At 70.2% G+C, this 20,777-nt stretch carries 23 protein-coding genes; 14 read left to right on the plus strand and 9 right to left on the minus strand.

Translation table 11 applies throughout. The annotated features are described in order from the left end of the window. Nucleotides 1–64: 64 nt before the first annotated feature. Nucleotides 65–547, minus strand: a complete 483-nt coding sequence (locus HPF_RS01175) for a glutathione peroxidase (RefSeq protein WP_127805850.1) — start codon at nucleotides 545–547, stop codon at nucleotides 65–67. A gap of 175 nt (nucleotides 548–722) precedes the next feature. Here HPF_RS01175 and HPF_RS01180 point away from each other — a divergent pair, with 175 nt between their 5' ends. Beyond that, nucleotides 723–1,757 (plus strand): response regulator transcription factor, encoded by a 1,035-nt coding sequence (locus tag HPF_RS01180; RefSeq protein WP_133155510.1) that lies wholly within the window; start codon nucleotides 723–725, stop codon nucleotides 1,755–1,757. On the opposite strand, the gene lplT is transcribed toward HPF_RS01180, so the two are convergent. Beyond that, nucleotides 1,754–3,037, minus strand: a complete 1,284-nt coding sequence (lplT, locus tag HPF_RS01185; protein WP_133155511.1) for a lysophospholipid transporter LplT — start codon at nucleotides 3,035–3,037, stop codon at nucleotides 1,754–1,756. The genes HPF_RS01180 and lplT overlap by 4 nt on opposite strands. Nucleotides 3,038–3,282: 245 nt before the next feature. Between lplT and HPF_RS01190 the strand changes: the two genes are divergently transcribed. The 11 genes from HPF_RS01190 (at nucleotide 3,283) to HPF_RS01240 (ending at nucleotide 14,825) form a co-directional block, all read left to right on the plus strand. Beyond that, nucleotides 3,283–4,011: a hypothetical protein gene (locus HPF_RS01190; protein ID WP_207959285.1), complete on the plus strand. Its 729-nt coding sequence runs from the start codon at nucleotides 3,283–3,285 to the stop codon at nucleotides 4,009–4,011. A gap of 6 nt (nucleotides 4,012–4,017) precedes the next feature. Next, a complete protein-coding gene (locus HPF_RS01195) occupies nucleotides 4,018–5,037 on the plus strand; it encodes a DUF6976 family protein (RefSeq protein ID WP_133155512.1) in 1,020 nt (339 codons plus the stop codon). Between the two features lie 115 nt (nucleotides 5,038–5,152). Continuing rightward, complete coding sequence (gene alr, locus HPF_RS01200; RefSeq protein ID WP_133155513.1) at nucleotides 5,153–6,286, plus strand: alanine racemase; 1,134 nt, start codon at nucleotides 5,153–5,155, stop codon at nucleotides 6,284–6,286. Nucleotides 6,287–6,382: 96 nt separating this feature from the next. Next, nucleotides 6,383–7,621, plus strand: coding sequence for an MFS transporter (locus HPF_RS01205; RefSeq protein WP_165961637.1), 1,239 nt, complete (start codon nucleotides 6,383–6,385; stop codon nucleotides 7,619–7,621). Between the two features lie 86 nt (nucleotides 7,622–7,707). After that, nucleotides 7,708–8,835, plus strand: a complete 1,128-nt coding sequence (locus HPF_RS01210) for an efflux RND transporter periplasmic adaptor subunit (RefSeq protein WP_243721659.1) — start codon at nucleotides 7,708–7,710, stop codon at nucleotides 8,833–8,835. A 9-nt stretch (nucleotides 8,836–8,844) separates the two neighbouring features. Next, nucleotides 8,845–12,099, plus strand: coding sequence for an efflux RND transporter permease subunit (locus HPF_RS01215; RefSeq protein ID WP_133155515.1), 3,255 nt, complete (start codon nucleotides 8,845–8,847; stop codon nucleotides 12,097–12,099). 35 nt (nucleotides 12,100–12,134) lie between these two features. Next, a complete protein-coding gene (locus HPF_RS01220) occupies nucleotides 12,135–12,362 on the plus strand; it encodes a YgaP family membrane protein (protein ID WP_066152427.1) in 228 nt (75 codons plus the stop codon). Between the two features lie 9 nt (nucleotides 12,363–12,371). After that, nucleotides 12,372–13,415: an SLAC1 anion channel family protein gene (locus HPF_RS01225; protein ID WP_133155516.1), complete on the plus strand. Its 1,044-nt coding sequence runs from the start codon at nucleotides 12,372–12,374 to the stop codon at nucleotides 13,413–13,415. Nucleotides 13,416–13,433: 18 nt separating this feature from the next. Continuing rightward, the gene (locus tag HPF_RS01230; RefSeq protein ID WP_066152432.1) at nucleotides 13,434–13,727 is read left to right on the plus strand and encodes a metal-sensing transcriptional repressor; all 294 of its coding nucleotides are present in this window, start codon (nucleotides 13,434–13,436) and stop codon (nucleotides 13,725–13,727) included. Between the two features lie 95 nt (nucleotides 13,728–13,822). Beyond that, nucleotides 13,823–14,056, plus strand: coding sequence for a hypothetical protein (locus HPF_RS01235; protein WP_133155517.1), 234 nt, complete (start codon nucleotides 13,823–13,825; stop codon nucleotides 14,054–14,056). A 16-nt stretch (nucleotides 14,057–14,072) separates the two neighbouring features. Then, nucleotides 14,073–14,825, plus strand: coding sequence for a sulfite exporter TauE/SafE family protein (locus tag HPF_RS01240; protein ID WP_133157993.1), 753 nt, complete (start codon nucleotides 14,073–14,075; stop codon nucleotides 14,823–14,825). Between the two features lie 7 nt (nucleotides 14,826–14,832). Here the strand turns inward: HPF_RS01240 and HPF_RS01245 are convergent, their stop codons facing one another. Genes HPF_RS01245 through HPF_RS01260 form a run of 4 tightly spaced genes read right to left on the minus strand, consistent with a single transcriptional unit; the run spans nucleotide 14,833 to nucleotide 16,981 of the window. Next, complete coding sequence (locus tag HPF_RS01245; RefSeq protein ID WP_165961638.1) at nucleotides 14,833–15,438, minus strand: exopolysaccharide biosynthesis protein; 606 nt, start codon at nucleotides 15,436–15,438, stop codon at nucleotides 14,833–14,835. Between the two features lie 22 nt (nucleotides 15,439–15,460). Beyond that, on the minus strand, nucleotides 15,461–15,871 hold the full coding sequence (locus HPF_RS01250; RefSeq protein ID WP_127805841.1) for a hypothetical protein: 411 nt from the start codon (nucleotides 15,869–15,871) through the stop codon (nucleotides 15,461–15,463). A gap of 4 nt (nucleotides 15,872–15,875) precedes the next feature. Further along, nucleotides 15,876–16,265: a TerB family tellurite resistance protein gene (locus tag HPF_RS01255; RefSeq protein ID WP_133155519.1), complete on the minus strand. Its 390-nt coding sequence runs from the start codon at nucleotides 16,263–16,265 to the stop codon at nucleotides 15,876–15,878. A gap of 35 nt (nucleotides 16,266–16,300) precedes the next feature. Then, complete coding sequence (locus HPF_RS01260) at nucleotides 16,301–16,981, minus strand: Bax inhibitor-1/YccA family protein (RefSeq protein WP_079366458.1); 681 nt, start codon at nucleotides 16,979–16,981, stop codon at nucleotides 16,301–16,303. Nucleotides 16,982–17,084: 103 nt separating this feature from the next. Here HPF_RS01260 and HPF_RS01265 point away from each other — a divergent pair, with 103 nt between their 5' ends. Both HPF_RS01265 and HPF_RS01270 read left to right on the plus strand, forming a co-directional pair. Continuing rightward, entirely contained in the window at nucleotides 17,085–17,972 is an 888-nt protein-coding gene (locus HPF_RS01265; protein WP_066152452.1) for a LysR family transcriptional regulator, read from the plus strand. Nucleotides 17,973–17,982: 10 nt separating this feature from the next. Next, nucleotides 17,983–18,849 carry a heme-dependent oxidative N-demethylase subunit alpha family protein gene (locus HPF_RS01270; RefSeq protein WP_066152455.1) on the plus strand — a complete coding sequence of 289 codons (867 nt, stop codon included), beginning with the start codon at nucleotides 17,983–17,985 and terminating at the stop codon, nucleotides 18,847–18,849. Here HPF_RS01270 and HPF_RS01275 read toward each other — a convergent pair. From HPF_RS01275 to HPF_RS01285, 3 genes are all read right to left on the minus strand, one after another. After that, the gene (locus tag HPF_RS01275; protein ID WP_133155520.1) at nucleotides 18,836–19,165 is read right to left on the minus strand and encodes a YegP family protein; all 330 of its coding nucleotides are present in this window, start codon (nucleotides 19,163–19,165) and stop codon (nucleotides 18,836–18,838) included. The two genes, HPF_RS01270 and HPF_RS01275, sit on opposite strands and share 14 nt — an antisense overlap. A gap of 172 nt (nucleotides 19,166–19,337) precedes the next feature. Beyond that, nucleotides 19,338–19,673, minus strand: coding sequence for a flagellar basal body protein (locus HPF_RS01280; protein ID WP_133155521.1), 336 nt, complete (start codon nucleotides 19,671–19,673; stop codon nucleotides 19,338–19,340). 72 nt (nucleotides 19,674–19,745) lie between these two features. After that, entirely contained in the window at nucleotides 19,746–20,726 is a 981-nt protein-coding gene (locus tag HPF_RS01285) for a helix-turn-helix transcriptional regulator (RefSeq protein WP_133155522.1), read from the minus strand. Between the last annotated feature and the right edge of the window lie 51 nt (nucleotides 20,727–20,777).

A 20,777-nucleotide genomic window follows, 5' to 3' on the forward strand; every position in this document is an offset into this window, starting at 1 on the left:
AAAACCCCGGTGTTGCGTATGGCGCGAATGATCGGACAGGGCGGGCAGAGGCGCTGCCCCGGACTCAGGCCAGTGCGGCCTCGATGTCACCGGCCAGCTTCTGCGGGGCGTCCTGCGGTGCGTAACGTCTGATCACGCGGCCGTCCCGGCCGACCAGGAACTTGGTGAAGTTCCACTTGATGGCCTTGCTGCCCAGCAGGCCGGGCGCCTCGGCGGTGAGCCAGCGGTACAGCGGGTGGGCCTCGGCGCCGTTGACCTCGATCTTGCTCATCATCGGAAAGCTCACGCCGTAGTTGCGCTGGCAGAACGTGGCGATTTCGCTGTCGCTGCCCGGGTCCTGGCTGCCAAACTGGTTGCACGGAAAACCCAGCACCACCAGTCCCCGGTCGCCGTAGGTCTGGTGCAGCTGCTCCAGACCGGCGAACTGCGGGGTGAAGCCGCAGGCGCTGGCGGTGTTGACGATGAGCATGGGCTGGCCGCGGTACTTTGAAAGCGGCACCGGCTTGCCGTCGATCGACTGGGCCTGGAAGTCATAGATGCTGGGCACCGGAAGCACTCCTCATGAGGTGGTTGGTGGCGTGGGGCCGTTTCGCGCGGACCTCACAGGCTGGCACTGTGTCACGTTGTGGCGTTCCGCAAGCGGGCAATGGCAGAGTCCGGGACGGCCGAGCGGGCATACTCGTGGGAGTTGGGCAGTCCCTTTGTATTCGGTGGAGAGGTGAATGGCAGGCTCATTTTCGTTGGCCCTGGTCGGTTTTCCCGAGAACGAATCGGCCACGTTCGAGTCGTTCTTCCGGCTGGCGGCGCGTCGACCGCCGGCCTATGTGGTGCAGGACGAGGTGCTGGATGCGCAGGTGCTGGTGGTCAACGCCGACAACGCCCAGGCCGTTCACCTGGTGCGCCACGCCGAGCTGCAGGGCAAGGTGCTGCTGATCGGTCACAACGATGCGGGCACGGGCTGGCCGCTGCAGCGCAAGCCGGTCAAGCTGGTGGGCGTGCTGGCGGCGCTGGACGAACTGGTGGGCGCACGGGCGCGGCCGGCCGCTGCGCCCACCGCCCCTGTGGCGCGCACGCGCCGTCGTTCGCCCGACAGCGAGTTTCCGCCCACCCGCCCCATGGTCCGTGAGCGCCAGACAGGCTCCGCACCGCCGGTGCTGCGCAAGGTGGCGGCGCCCATGCCGCGGTTGCCGTCGCAGCCGGTGGGGGTGATGGGGGTCACCGACTTCGGGGCGCTGGAGCCGGTGCCCGCACCCGCGCCGTCCCCACGCGCACCTTCATCCCGCGCGCCGTCATCCCGGTCGATGCGCTCCAGGAACAGCCGGACGGCGGCGGCGGTGCCCGAGGTCCAGCGCGGCGACGTGCTGCTGGTGGCCGAAAGCCTGGTGGAAGGCCGCATCCTGCACAAGCGCTTCAAGCGCTACGGCCTGAACATCGACTGGTCGCGCGAGGCGCCCCAGGCGCTGGCCCTGCTCAAGGAGCACCCTTACCGTCTGGTGGCGATCGACCGCATCAAGGGTGACGCCGATGCCTACTCGGTCTGCCGCAGCGCCAAGCAGCGCAAGCTGCCCAATGGCAGCGCACCGGTGGTCCTGATGTTTGCGCCCACCGCCGGCAGCATGGACCGCATCAAGGCGGGACTGGCGGGGTGCGACGCCTACCTCTCCCGCTCGGTGGGCGAGGCCGAGTTCTACCGGGTGCTGGCGCAGCACCGGCTGGTCAGCCTGGACGGCTTCGAGCGGACCGACATCGGCTTCTAGCCGTGCAGGTCGTCCCGGCGGGCGATCTCCAGCAGCCGCTCCAGCTCCACGCCGTGGTGCCGCTGGTTGTGCTGGTGCCACTTCATGATCAGCCACATGAATCCGGCCACGATCAGGCCGAAGATGGTGATGGCGGCGAAGGCCGAAAGGCCCATGCCGGTGGAGAAACTGTAGAGCGCGCCCAGGCCCAGGATGCAGGCCTGCTCGTTGAAGTTCTGCACCGCGATGGACCGGCCCGCGCCCATGAGGTTGTGGCCCCGGTGCTGCAGCAGCGCGTTCATCGGCACCACCAGGAAACCGCCCAGGCCGCCCAGCAGCACCAGGAAGGGCGCGGCGACCCAGACGTTGTCGATGAAGTTCATCCCGATGACCAGCAGGCCCATGCCGATGCCCAGGGGCATGACGCGCGTGGCCTGGTCCAGCCGCATGCGCAGCGAGGCCACCACCGCGCCCACGGCCGTGCCCAGCGCGACCACGCCCACCAGGGACGAGGCCTGGGTGGTGGTGTAGCCCAGTGCGGCGCCGGCCCAGGCCAGCACGATGTAGCGCAGGTTGCCGCTGACACCCCAGAACAGGGTGGTGGTGGCCAGCGAGATCTGGCCCAGGTGGTCTTTCCAGAGGCGGCCGTTGCAGCGCCAGAAATCAGGCAGCAGCTCCAGCGGATTCCGGGGCATGGGTCGCGGGGTCACGCCGGTTAGCGGGATGCGCAGGTTGAAGGCCGCGGCCAGCGCGTACACGCTCACCAGCACCGCGATGGCGGCTTCGGCCGGGTGGTCGATGCCGGTGGTCAGCCCGGGCGCGTCGACCGATAACAGCAGCGACGACAGGTAGGGGCCGACGAGCTGGCCTCCCAGCAGCACGCCCAGGATGATGGAGGCGATGGTCAGGCCCTCGATCCAGCCATTGGCCTTGACCAGTTGGGAGGGCGGCAGCAATTCGGTGAGGATGCCGTACTTGGCCGGGGAGTAGGCGGCGGCGCCCAGGCCCACCAGGGTGTAGGCCAGGAGTGGGTGCACACCCATCAGCATCAGCAGGCAGCCCGCCACCTTGATCGCGTTGCTGATGAACATCACCTGGCCCTTGGGCCGCGCATCGGCAAAGGCCCCCACGAACGGGGCCAGGGCGACGTAGAACAGGGCGAACAGGGGGACCAGGGCGGCGCTCTGCCACTCGGGGGCGTGGCGGCTGCGCAGCAGCTCGATGGCGGCCACGAACAGCGCGTTGTCAGCCAGGGAGCTGAAGAACTGCGCCGTCATGATGGTGTAGAAGCCGCGCTTCATCGAGGGTCTTGTTGTGGCCGGCGTTCGGTGTCCGGGGGGTGGCGGCTGCGGGGGGCCTCGGGCTGTCTCCAACGATCCGGCGGTTATAGCACGCCACCCTGACCGTCCCGCCCCGGTGCGGGACGGTGTTGCGCCTGGTGTCAGGGGTACCGCCAGGCGTGGCGCCGGGTGTGTCAGTTTGGCGCAAGAAAGGGGTGGAACGGGTCTTGCGGCCGGCTCCGAAACCGACAAGAGGAGACACCCACATGATCAGCATCGACAAGGCGCTGCTGCGGCAGCTGCTGTTGATAGAGCGCCCCTGGGAAGTTCGCGACTACCGCCTGGACGTGCGCAAGCGCCGCTGCGATGTCTGGATCGGACAGGAGCCCGAGCGCGGCTGGTTCGGCCGGCCCAAGTCGGCGCCGGCGGGGGAGCTGGCGGTCTGGCAGCACCTGGCGATCGGGCCGGTCCGTTTTCATCTGCACGTGACCGTGCCGCACGGGTTCGAGTCCAGGGGCATCGGCTGGATGGGCGATGCCGGCATGCCGTTCACCCGAGCGCTGGCGGCGCGGGTGTTCGCGCTGTTTGGCGAGGGTGTGCCGCTGCAGTCGGTGTGCACGCTGCTGGACCTGAGCCTGCAGGACGTCTGGCGTTACCGCTATGCGCTGGACACCGGGCGCGCCGGGGGCTCCGAGCCCGTGGCGCGCCCGGCGGAACCAGCGCAAGCCCCGGCGGCCACGCCCACCGGGCCGGCCCCGGCCAGCACCGCCGTGCCCGATGTGACCGACCCGGTCTGGCTGCGCCTGCTCGACGGCGACCTGAGCCTGGACATCAAGGTGCTCAGCCTCAAGCTGATGCTGACCAAGCTGCGCTCGCAGCTGGACCTGATCCACGACGAGGAGGTGCGCCTGCTCAAGCTCAAGGAGCTGCACCGCTACTTCGTCAAGAACGAGCGCGTGCTCACCCACGAACTGGACCAGCTGCGGCTGGGTTGACCCGACATGAACGCATCCCGAACCCCGCCGGCGCGGCCCGTCAGCGGCACGCTGATGGACCTGCAGGACACCCTGGTGGCGATCCGCAGCGGCGCCTACCTCTCGATCGCGGCCGACGAGGCCCTGCTGCGCCGGCTGCCGCCGGGCAACTGGCTGGCCGGCAGCATCCCGTACTTCATGGCCCAGGACGGCGGCGAAACCTCGCGCCAGAAGCTCTTCGTCACCGAGCTGCCCACCCACGCCGGCACGCCGCAGCTGCGCTGGTACGACGCCGCCAGCCTGCACAGGGTGGCGCTGGACGCGCCGGCCCACGGGCTGACGGTGCTGATCGTGCCGGCCTTCTCCGACGTGCATTCGCGCTTCGCCCGCGAGGCACCGGCCTTCGAGGACATGTACATGAAGCCCCTGGTGGGCTGGATCGCGGGCGTGCACCTGGACGACCTGGGCCAGGCCGCGCCGGTGGTGGCCAACGGCCAGACCCTGGTGTTCAGCCACGACAAGGCGCTGGCGGTGCACATCCCGCTGCCCGAGTCGATCTACCCGCGCATCGACATCCTCAACCTGTTCCAGCCGGGCGGCGGCGACGCGATCCGTTTCCCGTCCACCGGCTTCTCGGCACAGGAGTGCTTCGTCAACGGGCAGCTGATGAACCTGGCGCAGTACCTGGCGCAGAAAGGCATCGACACCCGGCTGCCGCTGGTGGCCGACTATTCGGGCGCGATGATCAATGTCTCGTTCAAGGCGGTGGACGCGGCGGCCGGGCGCGTGGACTTCTACGCCCCGGTGTTCGACGACGTGGAGTACCGCATCGCCGAGCCGGTGCCCGACTACGCCCGCTCGTTTGCGCAGTCGCTGCCGGGCGACGCGCTGGGCGCGCGCTGGAGCTGCAACTGCATCCTCAACTACCTGTACGGCGGGCTCGAAGGCCAGCGCACCGGGCCTATCACCGGGCCCATGACCTTCGGCGAGATCGCCTACCAGCTGCTCAACCAGACCATGGTCTACGTGAACCTCGAGAAGCTGTAGAAGCGGCGCTGCTCCGGCATGAATCGCCTTGGGCAGCGCTGGTGGCGAGACGGGTTTGTGCGACAGTCGGCGCTTTCCGCCGACTTTTGCTTCCTCCCACCCGTCCGGTTCTGCCATGCCCCGCCCGATCCTCGCCACCGTCCACCCCGAAGCGCTTGAACACAACCTGAACCAGGCCCGCGTGCGCGCGCCCGACGCCCGCGTCTGGGCGGTGGTCAAGGCCAACGCCTACGGGCACGGCATCGAGCGTGTGTTCCCGGCCCTGCGCAGCGCCGACGGGTTTGCCATGATCGACCTGGCCGAAGCCGAGCGCCTGCGCGCGCTCGACTGGCGCGGTCCGCTGCTGCTGCTCGAAGGTGTGTTCGAGCCGCGCGACCTCGAACTCTGCTCGCGCCTGAACATCTGGCACGCGGTGCACTGCACCGAACAGATCGACTGGCTGGCCGCGCACAAGACGCACGCGCCGCACCGCGTCTTCCTCAAGCTCAACAGCGGCATGAACCGCCTGGGCTTCCGGCCCGAGGCATTCCGCGCCGCCTGGGCGCGGCTGAACGCACTGCCGCAGGTGGAAGAGATCTCGCTGATGACGCACTTCTCGGACGCCGACGGTCCGCGCGGCATCGCCCACCAGGTCGCCGCCTTCGAGGCCGCCACCGCCGACCTGCCCGGTGAGCGCAGCCTGTGCAACAGCGCGGCCATCCTGCGCCATGCGCAAAGCCCGCTGCGCGGCGTGGGCGTGAGCACGCTGGCGGCCGACTGGGTGCGCGAAGGCATCGCGCTCTACGGTGGCGCGCCCGACCACCCCGAGCACACCGCTGCCGGCTGGGGCCTCAAGCCCACCATGAGCCTGACCACGAAAGTCATCGGCGTGCAGAGCCTGCAGCCCGGCGACACCGTGGGCTACGGCTCGGCCTTCACCGCCGACGTGCCAATGCGGGTTGGCGTCATCGCCTGCGGCTACGCCGACGGCTACCCGCGCCACGCGCCCACCGGCACGCCGGTGCTGGTCAGCGGCGTGCGCACCCGCACCGTCGGCCGCGTCAGCATGGACATGATCGCCGTCGACCTGGCGCCGCTGGACGCCGCCGGCGTGCCGGCCGGCATCGGCAGCGAGGTGGTGCTCTGGGGTGTCTCGCCGTCGACCGGGGCCGAGCTGCCGGTGGACGAGGTGGCGCGATCGGCCGGCACCATTTCCTATGAGCTGCTCTGCGCGGTGGCGCCGCGCGTGCCGTTCGCCGATCCGGCGTAGAACCCGGTTACCACACAGGTTCATTTGCTGGCCCCGCCGGGCACCGGAGTGGTTCCCGGAAGACAATCGATTGCACAACCCGATCGAAAGCCTGATGTGAACGCCGCTACCGCCTTCCTGGCCGCCCCGCTGAAAACCCTGCGCGGCCTGCCCTATGTCGCCTGGATCATCCTGTACTGCGCCCTCACCTGGGGCATCTTCGGGGCGCTGCTGGGGGCGGTGACGCCCAACCTGCGCGCCCAGATGGGCGTGTCCTTCCAGCAGATGGGCTGGCTCATGGCGATCTGGAGCGCCGGCGGCGCGGTCGGTTCGCTGCTGGGCGGTGCCATCGCCAAGCGCTTCCCGCCGCGGCGCCTGCTGCGCGCCTACACCGCGGCCGTGGTGGTGGCGCTGGCGGGCGTGCTGCTGGCGCCCAGCTTCGGCTGGCTGGCCTTCTTCATGGTGACCATCGCCACCTTCGAGACCGCACTGTTCACCGTCGGCCACGGCCTGCTGGCCGAACTGAGCGACGAGCCCGAGCAGCGCGCCCGCATCATCAGCCTGGTCGATGTCGGCTACAGCCTGGGCACCATGTTCTCGCCGCTGATGGCGGCAGCGGTGCTGGCGGCCAACCCGAACTGGCGCGGCCCTTATGTGGTGTTCGGCTTCATGGCGCTGGTGATGCTGCTGATGACGCTGCAGCGCCGCTACCTGCGCAGCGTGGCTTTTCGCAGCGACCACGCGCACGCCGAGGCCACCGGACAAGTGCACCAGCCGCTGGACTACGGCGGCCTGCTGCGCCAGCCGGTGGTGCGCTGGGTGCTGTTCGCCGGCGTGTGCAGCGGCCTGTGCGAATGGGGCCAGTACTTCTGGTTCGTGAGTTTTGCCACCGAGGCGCTGGGCGAGAGCGACCAGGTGGCCCGCATGGCCCTGGGCTTCCTGATGGCCGGCATGGTCACCGGCCGGGTCTGGCAGGCCTTCGTGCACAGCCGCTGGAGCATGGAGCAGAAGATCCAGGGCCTGGGCGCGCTGGCGGCGCTGGCGATCACGGGCGTCTGGCTGAGCCCGGCCGATGCGCCCTTCGTCTGGCTGGCGCTGTGCAACTACCTCACCGGTCTGGGCGTCTCGGTGGGCTTCCCCATCCTGCTGGGCATCGCGCTGCGCGGATTCCCGCAGGAGGCGCCGCGCCTGTCGGCGCTGCTGATGATCTCCTTCACCGTCGGGGCGCAGATCGCGGCCCTGCTGATGGGCGAACTGGCCGAACACTTCGGCCTGCGCGCGGCCTACGCGGTGCTGGTGGCGGCGGCGCTGAGCTTCTTCGGGGCGGCCTGGGTGCTGGCGCGGCAGCGCCGCTGAGGCTCTGCCGCCGATGAACGGCGGTCGAAGATGTCTTGTACCCCTGGGGGTATGTGTGTATACTGCGGCAGGTATAGGAGATCGCCATGCCCGTCCATGCACACGCCCCGTTGTTTCTGTCCCTGAACCCGGTCCGCACCGCGCGCCTGCTGCTGGCTTCCGGCCTGCTCGCCATGGGCGCTGCACAGGCCGCCGATCCGGCGCCCGCTTCGGCGGGCCCCCAGGTGCCCGTGGTCGCCGTGGGTGCGCAGGCGGTGGCGGGCAGCGCCGAGTTCGACGGCAGCCTGCAGGCGGTGCGCCAGAGCGTGCTCTCGGCCCAGGCCAGCGGACGCATCGCCACGCTGTCGGTCAAGGCCGGTGACCGCGTGAAGGCCGGCCAGGTGCTGGCCGTGATCGACGATCGCGCGACCCAGGCCGGCGTGGCGCAGGCGCAGGCTGGCGTCGCGCAGGCCCAGGCCAGCCTGGCCAACGCCAGGGCGGCCTACGAGCGCACGAAAGAACTGCGCGCGCAGGGCTTCATCGCCCAGGCCGCGCTCGATTCGGCACTGGCCCAGTACCGCGCCGCCGAAGCCGGCGCCGCCGCCGCCCGCGCCGGCCAGACCCAGGCCAGCGTGGCCCAGGGTTTCACCCGCCTGACCGCGCCTTACGACGGCTGGGTGCTGGCGACGCACGCCGAGGCCGGCGCCCTGGCCATGCCCGGCGCGCCCATCCTCACCGTCTACGCGCCGCAACCGATCCGTGCCGTGGTGCATGTGCCGGCCTCGCAGCAGCCGCTGGCGCTGGCGGCCTCGCAGGTCGAGGTGCAACTGCCCGGCACAGACAAGTGGGTCAGCCCCGCCGCCAAAACCACCGTGCCCGCCGCCGACCCGGTGTCGCAGACGGTGGAGTGGCGCCTGAACCTGAGCGACGCCGATGGCGCCGGTCAGGTGCCCGGCCGCCAGGTGAAGGTGCGCTTCGTCGGCAGCGCCGCCCAGGCCGCGCCGCAGCGCCTGGTGGTGCCGGCCACAGCCCTGCTGCGCCGGGGTGAGCTGACCGGCGTCTACGTCGTGACCACCAAGGGCGACGCCGCGAAAGGCTTCGCGCTGCGCGCGGTGCGCACCGGTGCCACACACGGCGACGGTGTCGAGGTGCTGGCGGGCCTGAAGGCCGGCGACCAGGTGGCGCTCGATCCTGTGCGCGCCGGTCTGGCCGGCGCAACGCCCGTGACGAAGTAAGGGGCCACCATGAGCCATCCCAACGAGTCTTCCCCGCTGGAGAAGCTGGGCTTCTCCGGTTCCGTGGCGCGGGCCTTCCAGGCCAACGCCATCACGCCGCTGCTGGCGCTGGTCGCGCTGCTGCTGGGCCTGTTCGCCGTGCTGGTCACGCCGCGCGAGGAAGAGCCGCAGATCAACGTGACCATGGCCAACGTGATCATTCCGTTCCCCGGCGCGTCCAGCGCCGACGTGGAGAAGATGGTCGCCGCCCCGGCCGAACACGTGCTCTCGCAGATCCAGGGCATCGAGCACACCTACTCGGTCGCGCGCCCCGGCGTCGCGGTGCTGACGGTGCAGTTCAAGGTCGGCGTGCCGCGCACCGAAGCGCTGGTGCGCCTGTACGACGTGCTCAACGCCAACCAGGACTGGCTGCCCCAGGGCCTGGGCGTGCTGACCCCCATCGTCAAACCCAAGGGCATCGACGACGTGCCGGTGCTGGCGGCCACGCTGTGGACGGCCGACGCGCAGAGCGCACACGACCTGGAGCGCGTGGCGCACGCGGTCGAGACCGAACTCAAGCGCGTGCCCGGCACGCGCGAGGTTGTCACCATCGGCGGTCCCGGCCGCGCGGTGCATGTGTGGCTCAACCCCAACCAGCTGCGCGAGCGCGGCGTGAGCGTGCAGCAGTTGCACGGCGCCATCGCGGCGGCCAACCAGGCGCTGCCCTCGGGTTCGGTGGTCAACCCCAGCCCGGCCCCCGGCGAGCCCGGCATGCTGTCGGTGGAAACCGGCGAGTTCCTGCAGAACGAGCAGGACGTCGGCGACATCGTGGTTGGCGTGAACGCGGGTCGCCCGGTCTACCTGCGCGAGGTCGCGCGCGTCGAGGCCGGCGCCCAGCTGCCGCAGCGCTATGTGTGGTTCACGCCCGGCGTGGCCGATGCGGCGCACGCCGCCCAGCAAGGCCAGAACCACCCGGCCGTGACCATCACCGTGACCAAGAAGCCGGGCGAGAACGCGGTGGACGTGGCGCGCGGCGCCGCCGAGCGGCTGGACAACCTGAAGAACACGGTCATCCCGGACGACGTGCAGGTCAGCATCACCCGCGACTACGGCCAGACGGCGGCCGACAAGGCCAACAAGCTGATCCAGAAGCTGATCTTCGCCACCGCCAGCGTGATCGTGCTGGTGGGGCTGGCGCTGGGCCGGCGCGAGGCGGTCATCGTCGGCGCGGCGGTGATTCTCACGCTCACGGCCACGCTGTTTGCCAGCTGGGCCTGGGGCTTCACGCTCAACCGCGTGTCGCTGTTCGCGCTGATCTTTTCGATCGGGATCCTGGTGGACGACGCGATCGTGGTGGTGGAGAACATCCACCGCCACCGCATGCTCACGCCGCACGATCCGCTCAGGCTGATCATTCCGCGCGCGGTCGACGAAGTGGGCGGCCCCACCATCCTGGCCACCTTCACCGTGATCGCGGCCCTGCTGCCCATGGCCTTTGTGTCCGGACTGATGGGCCCGTACATGAGTCCGATCCCGATCAACGCCAGCATGGGCATGGCGATTTCGCTGGCCATCGCGTTCACCGTCACGCCCTGGCTGGCCCTCAAGCTGACCAAGGCCGACGGCCACGCCGACCACGGCCCGGGCAAGCTCACCAGCGCGCTGCAGAACACCTTCACGAAGATCCTCACGCCCTTCCTGCAGAGCGCCCGCAAGCGCTGGCTGCTGCTGGCCGGCATCCTCGCGGCGCTGCTGCTGTCCGTGGGCCTGGCCGTGGTGCAGTGGGTGGTGCTGAAGATGCTGCCCTTCGACAACAAGAGTGAGTACCAGGTGGTGGTCGACATGCCCGCCGGCACCCCGCTGGAAGGCACGACCGCCGCGCTGCAGGACATGACGGCCTGGCTGGCCATGCAGCCCGAAGTGGCCAACGTGCAGGGCTACGCTGGCACGGCCAGCCCCATCACCTTCAACGGTCTGGTGCGCCAGTACTACCTGCGCGCCGAGGCCGAAGGCGGCGACCTGCAGGTCAACCTGGTCGGCGCGCACGACCGCAGCGAAAAGAGCCACGCCATCGCGCAGCGCCACCGCCCCGAACTGGAGAAGATCGCCGCCGCCCACGGCGCGCGCGTCAAGGTGGTGGAAGTGCCGCCCGGCCCGCCGGTGATGTCGCCCATCGTGGCCGAGGTCTACGGCCCCGATCAGGTCGGCCGTGCCGAGCTGGCGCAGCGCGTGGCCAAGGCCTTTGCAGGCACGCCCGACATCGTGGGCGTGGACACCTCGCTCAAGGAGAACGCGCCGCGCGCCTTCCTGCGCATCCAGCGCCAGCGCGCCGAGTCGCTGGGCATTCCGGTGCAAGTGATTGCGCAGACGGTCTACGCCGCGCTGTCCGGTTCAGATGCCGCCTGGCTGCACGACGGCCACGCCAAGTTCGCGGTGCCGGTGCGCATTCAGCTGCCGCGCGAAGCGCAGGTGGGCCTGAACGCCGTGCTGGCCCTGCCGCTGAAGGCCGCCAACGGCGCCATGGTGCCGCTGTCCGAACTGGTCACTGTCGAACGCGGCGTGATCGACCAGCCGCGCTTCACCAAGGACCTGCTGCCCGTCACCTACGTGTTCGGCGACATGGCCGGCCAGCTCGACTCGCCGCTGTACGGCCTGTTCGGCATCCGCCCGGCCATGAAGGACGCCGCGCTGCCCAACACCGGCGAGCTTGGCGAGTACTGGATCAGCCAGCCCAAGGACCCGTACCGCCAGTACGCGGTGAAGTGGGACGGCGAGTGGCAGATCACCTACGAGACCTTCCGCGACATGGGCGCCGCCTACGGCGTCGGCCTGATCCTGATCTACCTGCTGGTGGTGGCGCAGTTCAAGAGCTACCTCACGCCGCTGATCATCATGGCGCCCATCCCGCTGACCATGATCGGCGTGATGCCCGGCCACGCGCTGCTGCAGGCCCAGTTCACCGCCACGTCCATGATCGGCATGATCGCGCTGGCCGGCATCATCGTGCGCAACTCCATCCTGCTGGTGGACTTCATCGAGCTGGAAACGAAACGCGGTGTGCCCTTTGCGCAGGCGGTGGTGCAGTCGGCCGCGGTGCGCGCGCAACCCATCGCGCTGACCGGCCTGGCCGCCATGATGGGCGCCTTCTTCATCCTCGACGACCCGATCTTCAACGGCCTGGCCATTGCGCTGATCTTCGGCATTGCTGTGTCCACGATGCTGACCCTGGTCGTCATTCCCGTTCTCTACTACGCCATGTACCGCAAGAAGTACGAAGCGGCGTGATCCTGTGTGCTTCCATTTTTTTCAAGGAGTCTGAAATGACCGTCGAACGCCTCATCCGCATCATGGCCGGCACCGTCGTGCTGATCTCGCTCGCCCTGGGTTACCACGGCAGCCCCATCTTCGTCAGCGAGTGGTTCCTTGCGCTGACCGCCTTCGCTGGTTTCAACCTGGCGCAGTCGGGCATCACGGGCTTCTGCCCGCCGGCCATCCTCTTCAAGAAGATGGGCATCCGCGAAGGCGGCAGCGCCTGCTCCACCAAGTAAGCCGGTGACATGAGCAGTCCTACGCCCCTCAAATTCCTCATGCCCGGCTGGTTCTCGCTGGTCATGGGCCTGTGCGGCCTCGCGCTGGCCTGGCACCGGGCCGGGCCGTTGCTCGGCGAGATGGCCGGGGGGCTGGCGCTGGTGGCGGGGCTGGTGGCGCTGGTCGTGTTTGCCGTGCTGCTCGTGGCGTCGCTGCTGCGCTGGCAGCGCTATCCGGCGGCGCTGGCCGAGGACCTGAAGCACCCGGTGCGCCACGCCTTCGTGGCGGCGTTCCCGGTGTCGCTGCTGCTGCTGGCGACGGTCGGGGTGGCGCTGGGCGGTGCCTCGGGCGAGCTGGCGCCGGTGTGGCGCGCGCTCTGGTGGGCTGGCAGCCTGATGCAGCTCTGGGCCACGCTGTGGGTGCTGGGCCGCTGGCTCGCGCCTGCGGTGGGTGCCACGCCGGGCAACACCGGGCTGTGGCCTTCGGTCACGCCGGTGCTGCTGATCCCGGTGGTGGGCAATGTGCTCGCGCCGCTGGCGGGCGTCCCGCTGGGCCATGGCGACTGGGCCGCGGCGCAGTTCGGCATCGGGGCCTTCTTCTGGCCGGTGGTGCTGGCGCTGATGCTGGCGAGGCGCATCGCGCACAGCCCGCTGCCCGACCGCCTGCTGCCGGCCTGGATGATCACCGTCGCGCCGCCGGCCGTGGTCGGTCTGGTGCTGGCGCAGCTGGTCGAGCGTGGGCAGGCGCCGCTCGGAGCGGCGCAGGCGATGTGGGGCATCGCGCTGTTCTTCCTGCTGTGGGTGGCGCCGGTGCTCAAGCGCGCCGTGGCCCAGCCCTTCGGCATCCCGTTCTGGGCCCTGTCGTTCCCGCTCGCGGCCTTCACCACCCTGACGCTGCGCCTGCTGGCGCTGCAGGAGCAGCCCGGTGGTCTCATGCAGACCGCGGCGGTGCTGCTGCTGGCCGCCACGTCGATGGTGGTGCTGTGGCTGGGCTTTGCCACCGTGCGCGGCCTGCGCGACGGTTCGCTGCTCGCGCCCGAGCCGGTGGCCGCCATCACGCCGGTTTCCGCCTGAGCCGGACCGGAGCCGTCCATGACCGCGCCGCGCACCCTGGCCACCGAACGCAAGGCCGAGCTCATGCACCGGCTGCGCCGCGCCGAGGGCCAGGTGCGCGGCCTGCAGAGGCTGCTGGAAGAGGGGGCCGACTGCGCCAAGATCGCCCAGCAGCTGCTGGCCACGCGCCACGCACTGGACAGCACCTATGTGCGCCTGAACCTCTCGCTGGCCGAGCAGGAGCTGACCGCCTGCGGTGGCACCACCGCCGACCCGCAGACGGTCAGCGAGGTGCTGGGTCGCCTGCAGGACAAGCTCGGCCGCTCGCGATAGGCCGCCCGCCCGCGGGGCGATGCATCTGGTTGCAGCTCGGGGACGGGGGGCTTTGGTATGCTGGCTTCCCTCTGAAAACCGATCCCGCCCCATCCATGAAGACCGTCTTCGCCGCCGCCCTGCTGCTGTCCCTGGTTGCCTGTTCGTCCACCCCCAAGGCCGAGTGGGTCAAGCCCAAGGCCAGCAAGGACGACACCTACACCCAGCTCTCCGATTGCCAGTACCAGGTCGGTCTGGCCAAGGTGCCCGAGGACGAGCGCGAGCAGATGGTGGCCCACTGCATGCGCGGCAAGGGCTTCCGCTACGTGGCCATCCCCGCTGCCAAGTGAGCCCGGCCTGGACCTCCTGAGTTCCGCGCCGCTGCTGGCGGCCGCCGCGTTCGGCGCGGGGGCCCTCAATGCCATCGCTGGCGGCGGCAGTTTCCTCACCTTTCCCGCGCTGGTGTTCACCGGCGTGCCGCCCATCGTCGCCAACGCCACCAGCGCGCTGGCGGTGAGCCCCGGCTATCTCGGCAGCACGCTGGGCTTCCGGGCCGAATTGCGCGAACTGCCGGCGCAGCGGCTGCGGCGCGAGACGCTGATCGCGGCCATCGGCGGTGTCGTGGGTGCGCTGCTGCTGCTGGTCACGCCCGCCAAGCTGTTCACCGGCATCGTGCCCTGGCTGCTGCTGTTCGCCACCGTGCTGTTTGCGGCCGGTCCGGCCATCGCCCGCCGGGCGATGGCGGCCTCGGCCAGTGGTCATGGCCTGGCGCGCTGGCGCGAACCCTGCCTGATGGCGGTGGCCATCTACGGTGGCTACTTCAACGGCGGGCTGGGCATCCTGCTGATGGCGCTGTACACGGTGGCCGGCGAGACACGGCTGAACACCGTCAACGCGCTCAAGAACCTCAACTCGCTGGTGCTGTCCTGGCTGTCCGTGGCGGCCTTCGTGGTCGCGGGCGCGATCGCCTGGAAGGAAGGCCTGCTGATGATGGTCGCGGCCACGGCGGGTGGCTACTTCGGCGCGCGCTGGTCCAAGGCGCTGCCGGTGGCCTGGGTGCGCAGGGGCGTGATCGTCACCGGGCTGGTCATGAGTGCCGTCTTCTTCTCACGCCTTTGACCGGGCGTCACAGTCCGAACCACGTTCCCATGTGCTGCCAGGCCGCGAACGCCAGGTGGCCGACCGAAATGGCGTAGCCCACGCCCACCGCGCCGGTGGCCGCGGACAGCAGCAGCGCGATGCCGTCGCGGAACAGCCAGCCCAGGCTCAGCAGCATCAGGCTGGTGCCGGGCAGCACATTGCCCAGCGGCAGCGGCAGGAAGATCAGCGCGGCCATCAGCGCGATCCACAGCGCCCACCAGAACCTGGCGCGGGCATGGCACAGCGCCTGCCAGCGCGGGCACATCCAGCGCTCGGCGCGCTCGTAGGTCCAGGCCAGCCCGTGCAGGCAGCGGCGCGTCCAGGTTTCGTTGAGGGTCAGCCGCGCCAGCCGTTCGGGCAGGGGCAGGGTGTCGCGCCCGCGCAGCCAGGCGCCGGCCAGGGCGAAGATGCCCAGGCTGAGCACCGTGCCCGCGCCGGCGATGGGCACCGTGCTCAGCAGCGCCATCAGCATCAGCAGCACCGCGCCCGATCCCTCGCCGTGCAGCTGCAGCAGCTCCCGCAGCGACAGGCGCAAGGCCTGCGGTCCCTCGGAGGCCGCGCCGCGCAGGCGCTGCGCGATGCCCTCGTTCACCGGACGATCCTCCGGATGGCGCTCATGCGCCCACAGGCCTCGCGCCGGTCTGCTGCGCCGTGGTGCGCCCGACCAGCCAGTGCAGCAGGCCGGCGATGGCCAGCATCGGCACCAGCACCAGGCCCCAGCCGACCCACAGCAGCGGACCGACCCAGGCCATCAGGGCATCGCCCGAGGGCATCACCGCGCCCAGCCATTCCACCAGCGACACCACGAACGACTGCAGCGCGGCGATCGATGCGGTGTCGATCCAGGGCTCCAGCCAGGCGGGCACGGGCGGCAGCGCCAGACCACCGACCGTGCCTGCCGCGCCCTGCAGCGACCCGGTGTCGATGGCCGACAGCAGCCAGCCGGTGAGCTGGTGCACGGCGGCGATGAAGCCGGTCCACAAGGCCGCCAGCAGGGCAGTGAGACTCCAGATGAGTGTTTTCATGGCGTCACACCAGCACCGGCCGGCGCCACGCCGCGCTCAGCGCATCCAGCAGCTCCACCTCGCCATCGGCCAGGTGACCGTCGGACAGCATCAGCGTCTCGCACTGCAGCAGGATCAGGTCCTGCAAGCCGCGGTCCGTGACCTCGCCCATCAGCTGGTCGCGGATGGCGGGGTCGACCACGCCGGTCCACTGCCCGCCGCCGGCCAGCAGCAGGTCCTGGCAGAAGTCGTCCACCACCGCCTTGAAGGCTTCGGGGCTCAGGCCCAGGCGCTCGGGCGCCTGCTGCCGGTCCAGGGCACGGATCTCGGTCATCGAGTACTGGCCGTCGGCCAGCATGGCCATGGCCAGCACGCGGGCAGCGGCTTCGGGGCTGTTGATGGAATAGGCTTTCATGCGGGACTCCTGGTGGGGGTTGGGTGGCAGAACGCTCAGTCGTTGCCGCCGATGCCGAACAGGCTCAGCAGGCTGGTGAACAGGTTGAAGGCCGAGACGAAAAGGCCGACCGTGGCCAGCACGTAGTTGGTCTCGCCGCCGTTGACGATGCGGCTGGTCTCGAACAGGATCAGACCGACCGACAGCAGGGCCACCATGGCCGAGACGGCCAGCGCCAGCGCGGGCATGGTGAAGAAGTAGGCCACCAGGGCCAGCACGATGGCGATCACCATGCCGGCGAACAGGAAGCCGCCCATGAAGCTGAAGTCGCGCCGCGTGGTCAGCACGTAGGCCGAGAGGGCGACGAAGGTCGCGCCCGTGGCGGCCAGCGCGGCCACGATGGTGCCGGCGCCGCCGGGCAGTTCCAGCGTGCGCGAGAGCAGCGGGCCGAGCGTGTAGCCCATGAAACCGGTCAGGGCGAACACGGCCGGCAGCGCCCAGCCGCTGTTCTGCAGCTTGTGCACCGCGAACAGCAAGCCGAAGTAGCCCACCAGCGTGATCACCAGCCCGGGCGCGGGCCAGCTGTTGGCGACCGCCAGGGCCGCGATGCCGGCCGCGAACAGGATCGTCAGCGACAGCAGGGCGTAGGTGTTGCGCAGGACCTTCGCGGCCTGCGGACGGTCCAGCGACAGGGAGCTGCCGGTGGACAGGGAAGGGATGCGACGGACTTGTGCCATGAGGGTTCTCCTGAAAGGGAACAAAGGGAGGCTGAAAGATAGGGTTTCGCGTTCTTCATAAAAAGCAGACAATGGCGAAGAATTTCTCCCAAAAAGGCGAAGAATGAATCAGGAACTCAACTACAAGCACCTGTATTACTTCTGGGTCACGGCCAAGGAAGGCGGCATGTCGCACGCGGCGGCCCGGCTGGGCATGGCGGTGCAGACCATCAGCGCGCAGGTGCGGCTGCTGGAGCAGTCGCTGGGCCACGCGCTGTTCAAGCCGGCCGGCCGTGGCCTGGCCCTGACGGAGGCGGGCCAGGCCGCGCTGCAGGTGGCCGAGCAGATCTTCCATCTCGGCGAACACCTGCACGCGGCGGTGCGCGATGCCACCAGCCAGACCTCGGTGCGGCTGGTGGTGGGCATCTCGGACGGGCTGGCCAAGCTGGCGGTGCGCGAGCTGCTGGCGCCGGCGCTGGAGGAGCCGCGACTGCGTCTGGTCTGCCACGAGGACGAATTCGACGATCTGCTGGCCGACCTCGCGCTGCACCGGCTGGACGTGGTGCTGTCCGACCGGCCTGCGCCGGCCAACCCCAACCTCAAGCTCTACAGCCACGCCATGGGGTCGTCGCCGCTGGGCTGGTACGCGCCGAAGGAATGGCTGGCGCAGGCGCGCAAGGACTTCCCGCGCTGCCTGTCCGAAGTGCCGGTGCTGCTGCCCAGCGCCCACGCCTCGGTGCGCATGCGCATCGACCAGTGGTTCGAGCAGCAGGGGGTGCTGCCCAACGTGGTCGGCGAGTTCGAGGACAGCGCGCTGCTGGTCACCTTCGGGTCCTCGGGCATGGGCGTGTTCCCTGCCTCCGAGCGCATGCGCGAGAAGCTCTCCAGCGGCTACGGCCTCGAGTGGTTCGCGCCCTGCGAGGGCGTGCAGGAGCACTTCTACGCCATCGGCACGGCGCGCAAGGTGCAGCACCCGCTGGTGCAGCAACTGCTGGCGTCGGTGGTGCCCTGAGGTCCGAGCGATGAACCCGCGTGTGCTCACGCCGGCCGCCGAGGTGCCGTGGGCGGTCGGCACCCCGTTCCGCATGCGGCCCGGGCTGTCGCGGCTGGCCGTGGCGGGAGAGGCGGCCTTGGCGCCACCGTTGTTCGTGCGCGATGCGCAGGCCGGCGCCTACGCCGACCACAAGCGGGCGGTGCTGCGGGCGCAGACCCACAGGGCACCGGTCGGTGAAGCCGACCCCGCCGTGCTGGCCGCGATCGCGCAGGCCTACGCCTCGCAGACGGGCGTGGTCCTGGCGCCCGACGCCGATGCCCTGGCCGAGGGCCTGCAGGAGGACTTCGTGATCCTGCACGACGAGCCAGGCGACGGCTTCCGGGCGCGTTTCCTCTCGGTGTGTTTTCCTTCGAACTGGAACCCGGCCGAGAAGCTGGGCCTGGACTTCACTGCCATCCACGCACCGGTGGCCGACAACGCGCTGCTGCAGGCGGGCGCGCGTGGCATCGTCGACATGGCCTTCCGGCAGGCGCCGATGTTGCGCCATGTCTGGCTGCTCACGCCCAGCGGCGACCTGGCCCAGCACCCCGAGACGCGCCGCGCCCGCTGGGAGGACGCGCTCGCCGCGGCCGACGCACCGGACGCCACGGGCCGGCTGATCGACCAGGTGTTCTTCCGCGTCGAACGCCAGACCACACTGCCGCTGCCCGCGCTGCGGCGCGGCGTGTTCTTCATCCGCGTGGTGGTGGCGCGGCTGGTGGACGTGCTGGCCGTTGCGCCCGGGCGCGCGGCCGAACTGGCCGACGCACTGGCCTCGATGAGCGAGGCCGTGGTGGCCTACCGCGGCATGGCCGCGGTGCGCGAGCGGCTCTGCGCCGAACTCAGGCTTTCTTGACCGTCGTGCTCGGCCCGTGGGCCTGGACCGACTGGATGCCGTTGTCGCGGCCAGCGGCGTCCTTGTACAGCTGGCTGGTGCCGATGACCTGGTGGTTGCCCGCCTTGAGGTTGAAGTAGAAGCGGCCGTCCGAAGCGTCCTTGCGCTCGTAGCGCGCTTCCTGCGGGCTGTTGGTCTGGACGGACTTGATGCCGTTTTCGGCCGACGCCTGGGCGTCGTACTGCTCGCTGCGCAGGATCACCTCGCCGTTGTCCGCTTTCAGGACGAAGGAAAACGTGCCCTTGTCGTTCGAAGAGAGTTCGTACCAGCCTGCCATGTCAGCTCCTTGAGGTGGGTGGAAAGAAGGAATGTGCCGAAGCGTTGCCATCGTAGGCGGCTGGGGCGCTGGTGGGAAGCCGGCGCCCGCGCCTTGGTGGCCTTGGGCTGCTGGCTGTGGCGACCCGGGCGCCTGCCTGGCCCGCAGGCCAACGGGGCGCAGACTTCGGAGCTCAGGCCTTGGCGTCGAACAGTGTGCCGAGCATGTCCTGCTCGGTCTTCACGACCTTGAGATTGGCTGCGAAGCTGTAGAGCGCCATCTTGCCGCCGACCAGGTCTTCGGCGAGATGGCCCAGGTCGCCACCTTCTGCGGCGGCCTGGGTTTCGCGCTCGACGCGCGCGCTCACGCCACCCGATTCGGGGTTGGCCGTCTGCACGACCTGCTGGCGCTGGAAGCCGGGCGTCTGGGCGTTGGCGATGTTGTGCGCGCCCACGTCCAGCCGCAGCTGCGCGGCGCGCAGGCCGCTCAGGCCGATGGCGGAGGCGGAAGAGGCGATGGGCGTCGACATGGTGCGGGCCTGCTGCGAGTGTCCGGGCGATCTCACCCAAGGGGTTATCGGCACCTGACGGGCCGGCTTGAGTCAGCCGTCGTACCGGGTGTGCAGCCGGGCCAGTTCGGATTTCACCGCCCTGACCAGGGCCGGGGGCGCGAGCGCCTGGGCCTCGGCGCCGAAACCCAGCAGGCGGCGCGCGCCGTGCTCGACCGACTCGAGCGGCAGCCGCACCACCACCCAGCCGCCGGGCAGCGGCACCGGCGGCGCGGCGGTAGCGAGGTGGTCATCGGGTGTGAATGGCGTGAGCGCGTTGCGCAACCAGCCCAGCGCGCGCGGCGAGACGGCGACACGGGCCTGGACCGGGTGCAGCTCCGCCTCGAAGCGCGCGCTGGTGGCGCGCCACCAGGCTGCGAGGTCGAAGGCTCTGGGCCTCCGGAAGCTGCTGTCTCTCACGCGCAAGGTCTTCACCGCGGAGAGCCGGTAGGTGCGCACCGCATCCTGGCCGGCCGTGCGCGCCGCGAGGTACCAGGTGCCGCCCTTCATGACCAGCCCCAGCGGTTCCAGTTCGCGCTCGCTCGGGCCGCGCCAGCTCTCGTAGCGCACGGCGATGCGCCGGCCATGCCACACCGCTTCGGCCGCCGCGCGCAGACAGGCCGGTGTCTCGCTGCGGCGGTACCAGTCCAGCGGGTCGATGTGCAGCCGTGCCCCGACGCGGTCGGCCTGCTGGCGCCACTCGGCGGGCAGGGCCGCCACCACCTTCAGCCGCGCCGAGGCGGCGGCCTCGCCCAGCCCGAGGTCCGTCGCCGCAGCCGGCAACCCGGCCAGCAGCAGGGCCTGCGACTCGGGTTCGGTCAGACCGGTGAGCGTGGTGCTCCAGCCCTCGCGCAGCTGGAAGCCGCCCGCGCGGCCCGGTTCGCCCCAGACGGGCACGCCCGCGGCCGACAGCTGGTCGATGTCGCGCAAGATGGTGCGGGTCGAGACCTCCAGCAGGCGCGCCAGCGCCGGCGCGGTCAGGCGGCCGTGCGACTGCAGCAGCATCAGGATCGAGAGCAGGCGGCTGGCTTGCATGGTCGTCCGCATCATGCCCGCAAAACATGACATCGGTTGACATGGTTTGGA

The organism is Hydrogenophaga pseudoflava, from assembly GCF_004353865.1.
Classification (GTDB): domain Bacteria; phylum Pseudomonadota; class Gammaproteobacteria; order Burkholderiales; family Burkholderiaceae_C; genus Hydrogenophaga; species Hydrogenophaga pseudoflava.

What these genes read in the sequence shown, in the direction of transcription:
- HPF_RS01180 (WP_133155510.1), top strand. Translation starts at nt 723, where the DNA reads ATGGCAGGCTCATTTTCGTTGGCCCTGGTCGGTTTTCCCGAGAACGAA.
- lplT (WP_133155511.1), bottom strand. Translation starts at nt 3,037, where the DNA reads ATGAAGCGCGGCTTCTACACCATCATGACGGCGCAGTTCTTCAGCTCC.
- HPF_RS01190 (WP_207959285.1), top strand. Translation starts at nt 3,283, where the DNA reads ATGATCAGCATCGACAAGGCGCTGCTGCGGCAGCTGCTGTTGATAGAG.
- HPF_RS01195 (WP_133155512.1), top strand. Translation starts at nt 4,018, where the DNA reads ATGAACGCATCCCGAACCCCGCCGGCGCGGCCCGTCAGCGGCACGCTG.
- alr (WP_133155513.1), top strand. Translation starts at nt 5,153, where the DNA reads ATGCCCCGCCCGATCCTCGCCACCGTCCACCCCGAAGCGCTTGAACAC.
- HPF_RS01210 (WP_243721659.1), top strand. Translation starts at nt 7,708, where the DNA reads ATGCCCGTCCATGCACACGCCCCGTTGTTTCTGTCCCTGAACCCGGTC.
- HPF_RS01215 (WP_133155515.1), top strand. Translation starts at nt 8,845, where the DNA reads ATGAGCCATCCCAACGAGTCTTCCCCGCTGGAGAAGCTGGGCTTCTCC.
- HPF_RS01220 (WP_066152427.1), top strand. Translation starts at nt 12,135, where the DNA reads ATGACCGTCGAACGCCTCATCCGCATCATGGCCGGCACCGTCGTGCTG.
- HPF_RS01225 (WP_133155516.1), top strand. Translation starts at nt 12,372, where the DNA reads ATGAGCAGTCCTACGCCCCTCAAATTCCTCATGCCCGGCTGGTTCTCG.
- HPF_RS01230 (WP_066152432.1), top strand. Translation starts at nt 13,434, where the DNA reads ATGACCGCGCCGCGCACCCTGGCCACCGAACGCAAGGCCGAGCTCATG.
- HPF_RS01235 (WP_133155517.1), top strand. Translation starts at nt 13,823, where the DNA reads ATGAAGACCGTCTTCGCCGCCGCCCTGCTGCTGTCCCTGGTTGCCTGT.
- HPF_RS01250 (WP_127805841.1), bottom strand. Translation starts at nt 15,871, where the DNA reads ATGAAAACACTCATCTGGAGTCTCACTGCCCTGCTGGCGGCCTTGTGG.
- HPF_RS01255 (WP_133155519.1), bottom strand. Translation starts at nt 16,265, where the DNA reads ATGAAAGCCTATTCCATCAACAGCCCCGAAGCCGCTGCCCGCGTGCTG.
- HPF_RS01260 (WP_079366458.1), bottom strand. Translation starts at nt 16,981, where the DNA reads ATGGCACAAGTCCGTCGCATCCCTTCCCTGTCCACCGGCAGCTCCCTG.
- HPF_RS01265 (WP_066152452.1), top strand. Translation starts at nt 17,085, where the DNA reads ATGAATCAGGAACTCAACTACAAGCACCTGTATTACTTCTGGGTCACG.
- HPF_RS01270 (WP_066152455.1), top strand. Translation starts at nt 17,983, where the DNA reads ATGAACCCGCGTGTGCTCACGCCGGCCGCCGAGGTGCCGTGGGCGGTC.
- HPF_RS01275 (WP_133155520.1), bottom strand. Translation starts at nt 19,165, where the DNA reads ATGGCAGGCTGGTACGAACTCTCTTCGAACGACAAGGGCACGTTTTCC.
- HPF_RS01280 (WP_133155521.1), bottom strand. Translation starts at nt 19,673, where the DNA reads ATGTCGACGCCCATCGCCTCTTCCGCCTCCGCCATCGGCCTGAGCGGC.
- HPF_RS01285 (WP_133155522.1), bottom strand. Translation starts at nt 20,726, where the DNA reads ATGCAAGCCAGCCGCCTGCTCTCGATCCTGATGCTGCTGCAGTCGCAC.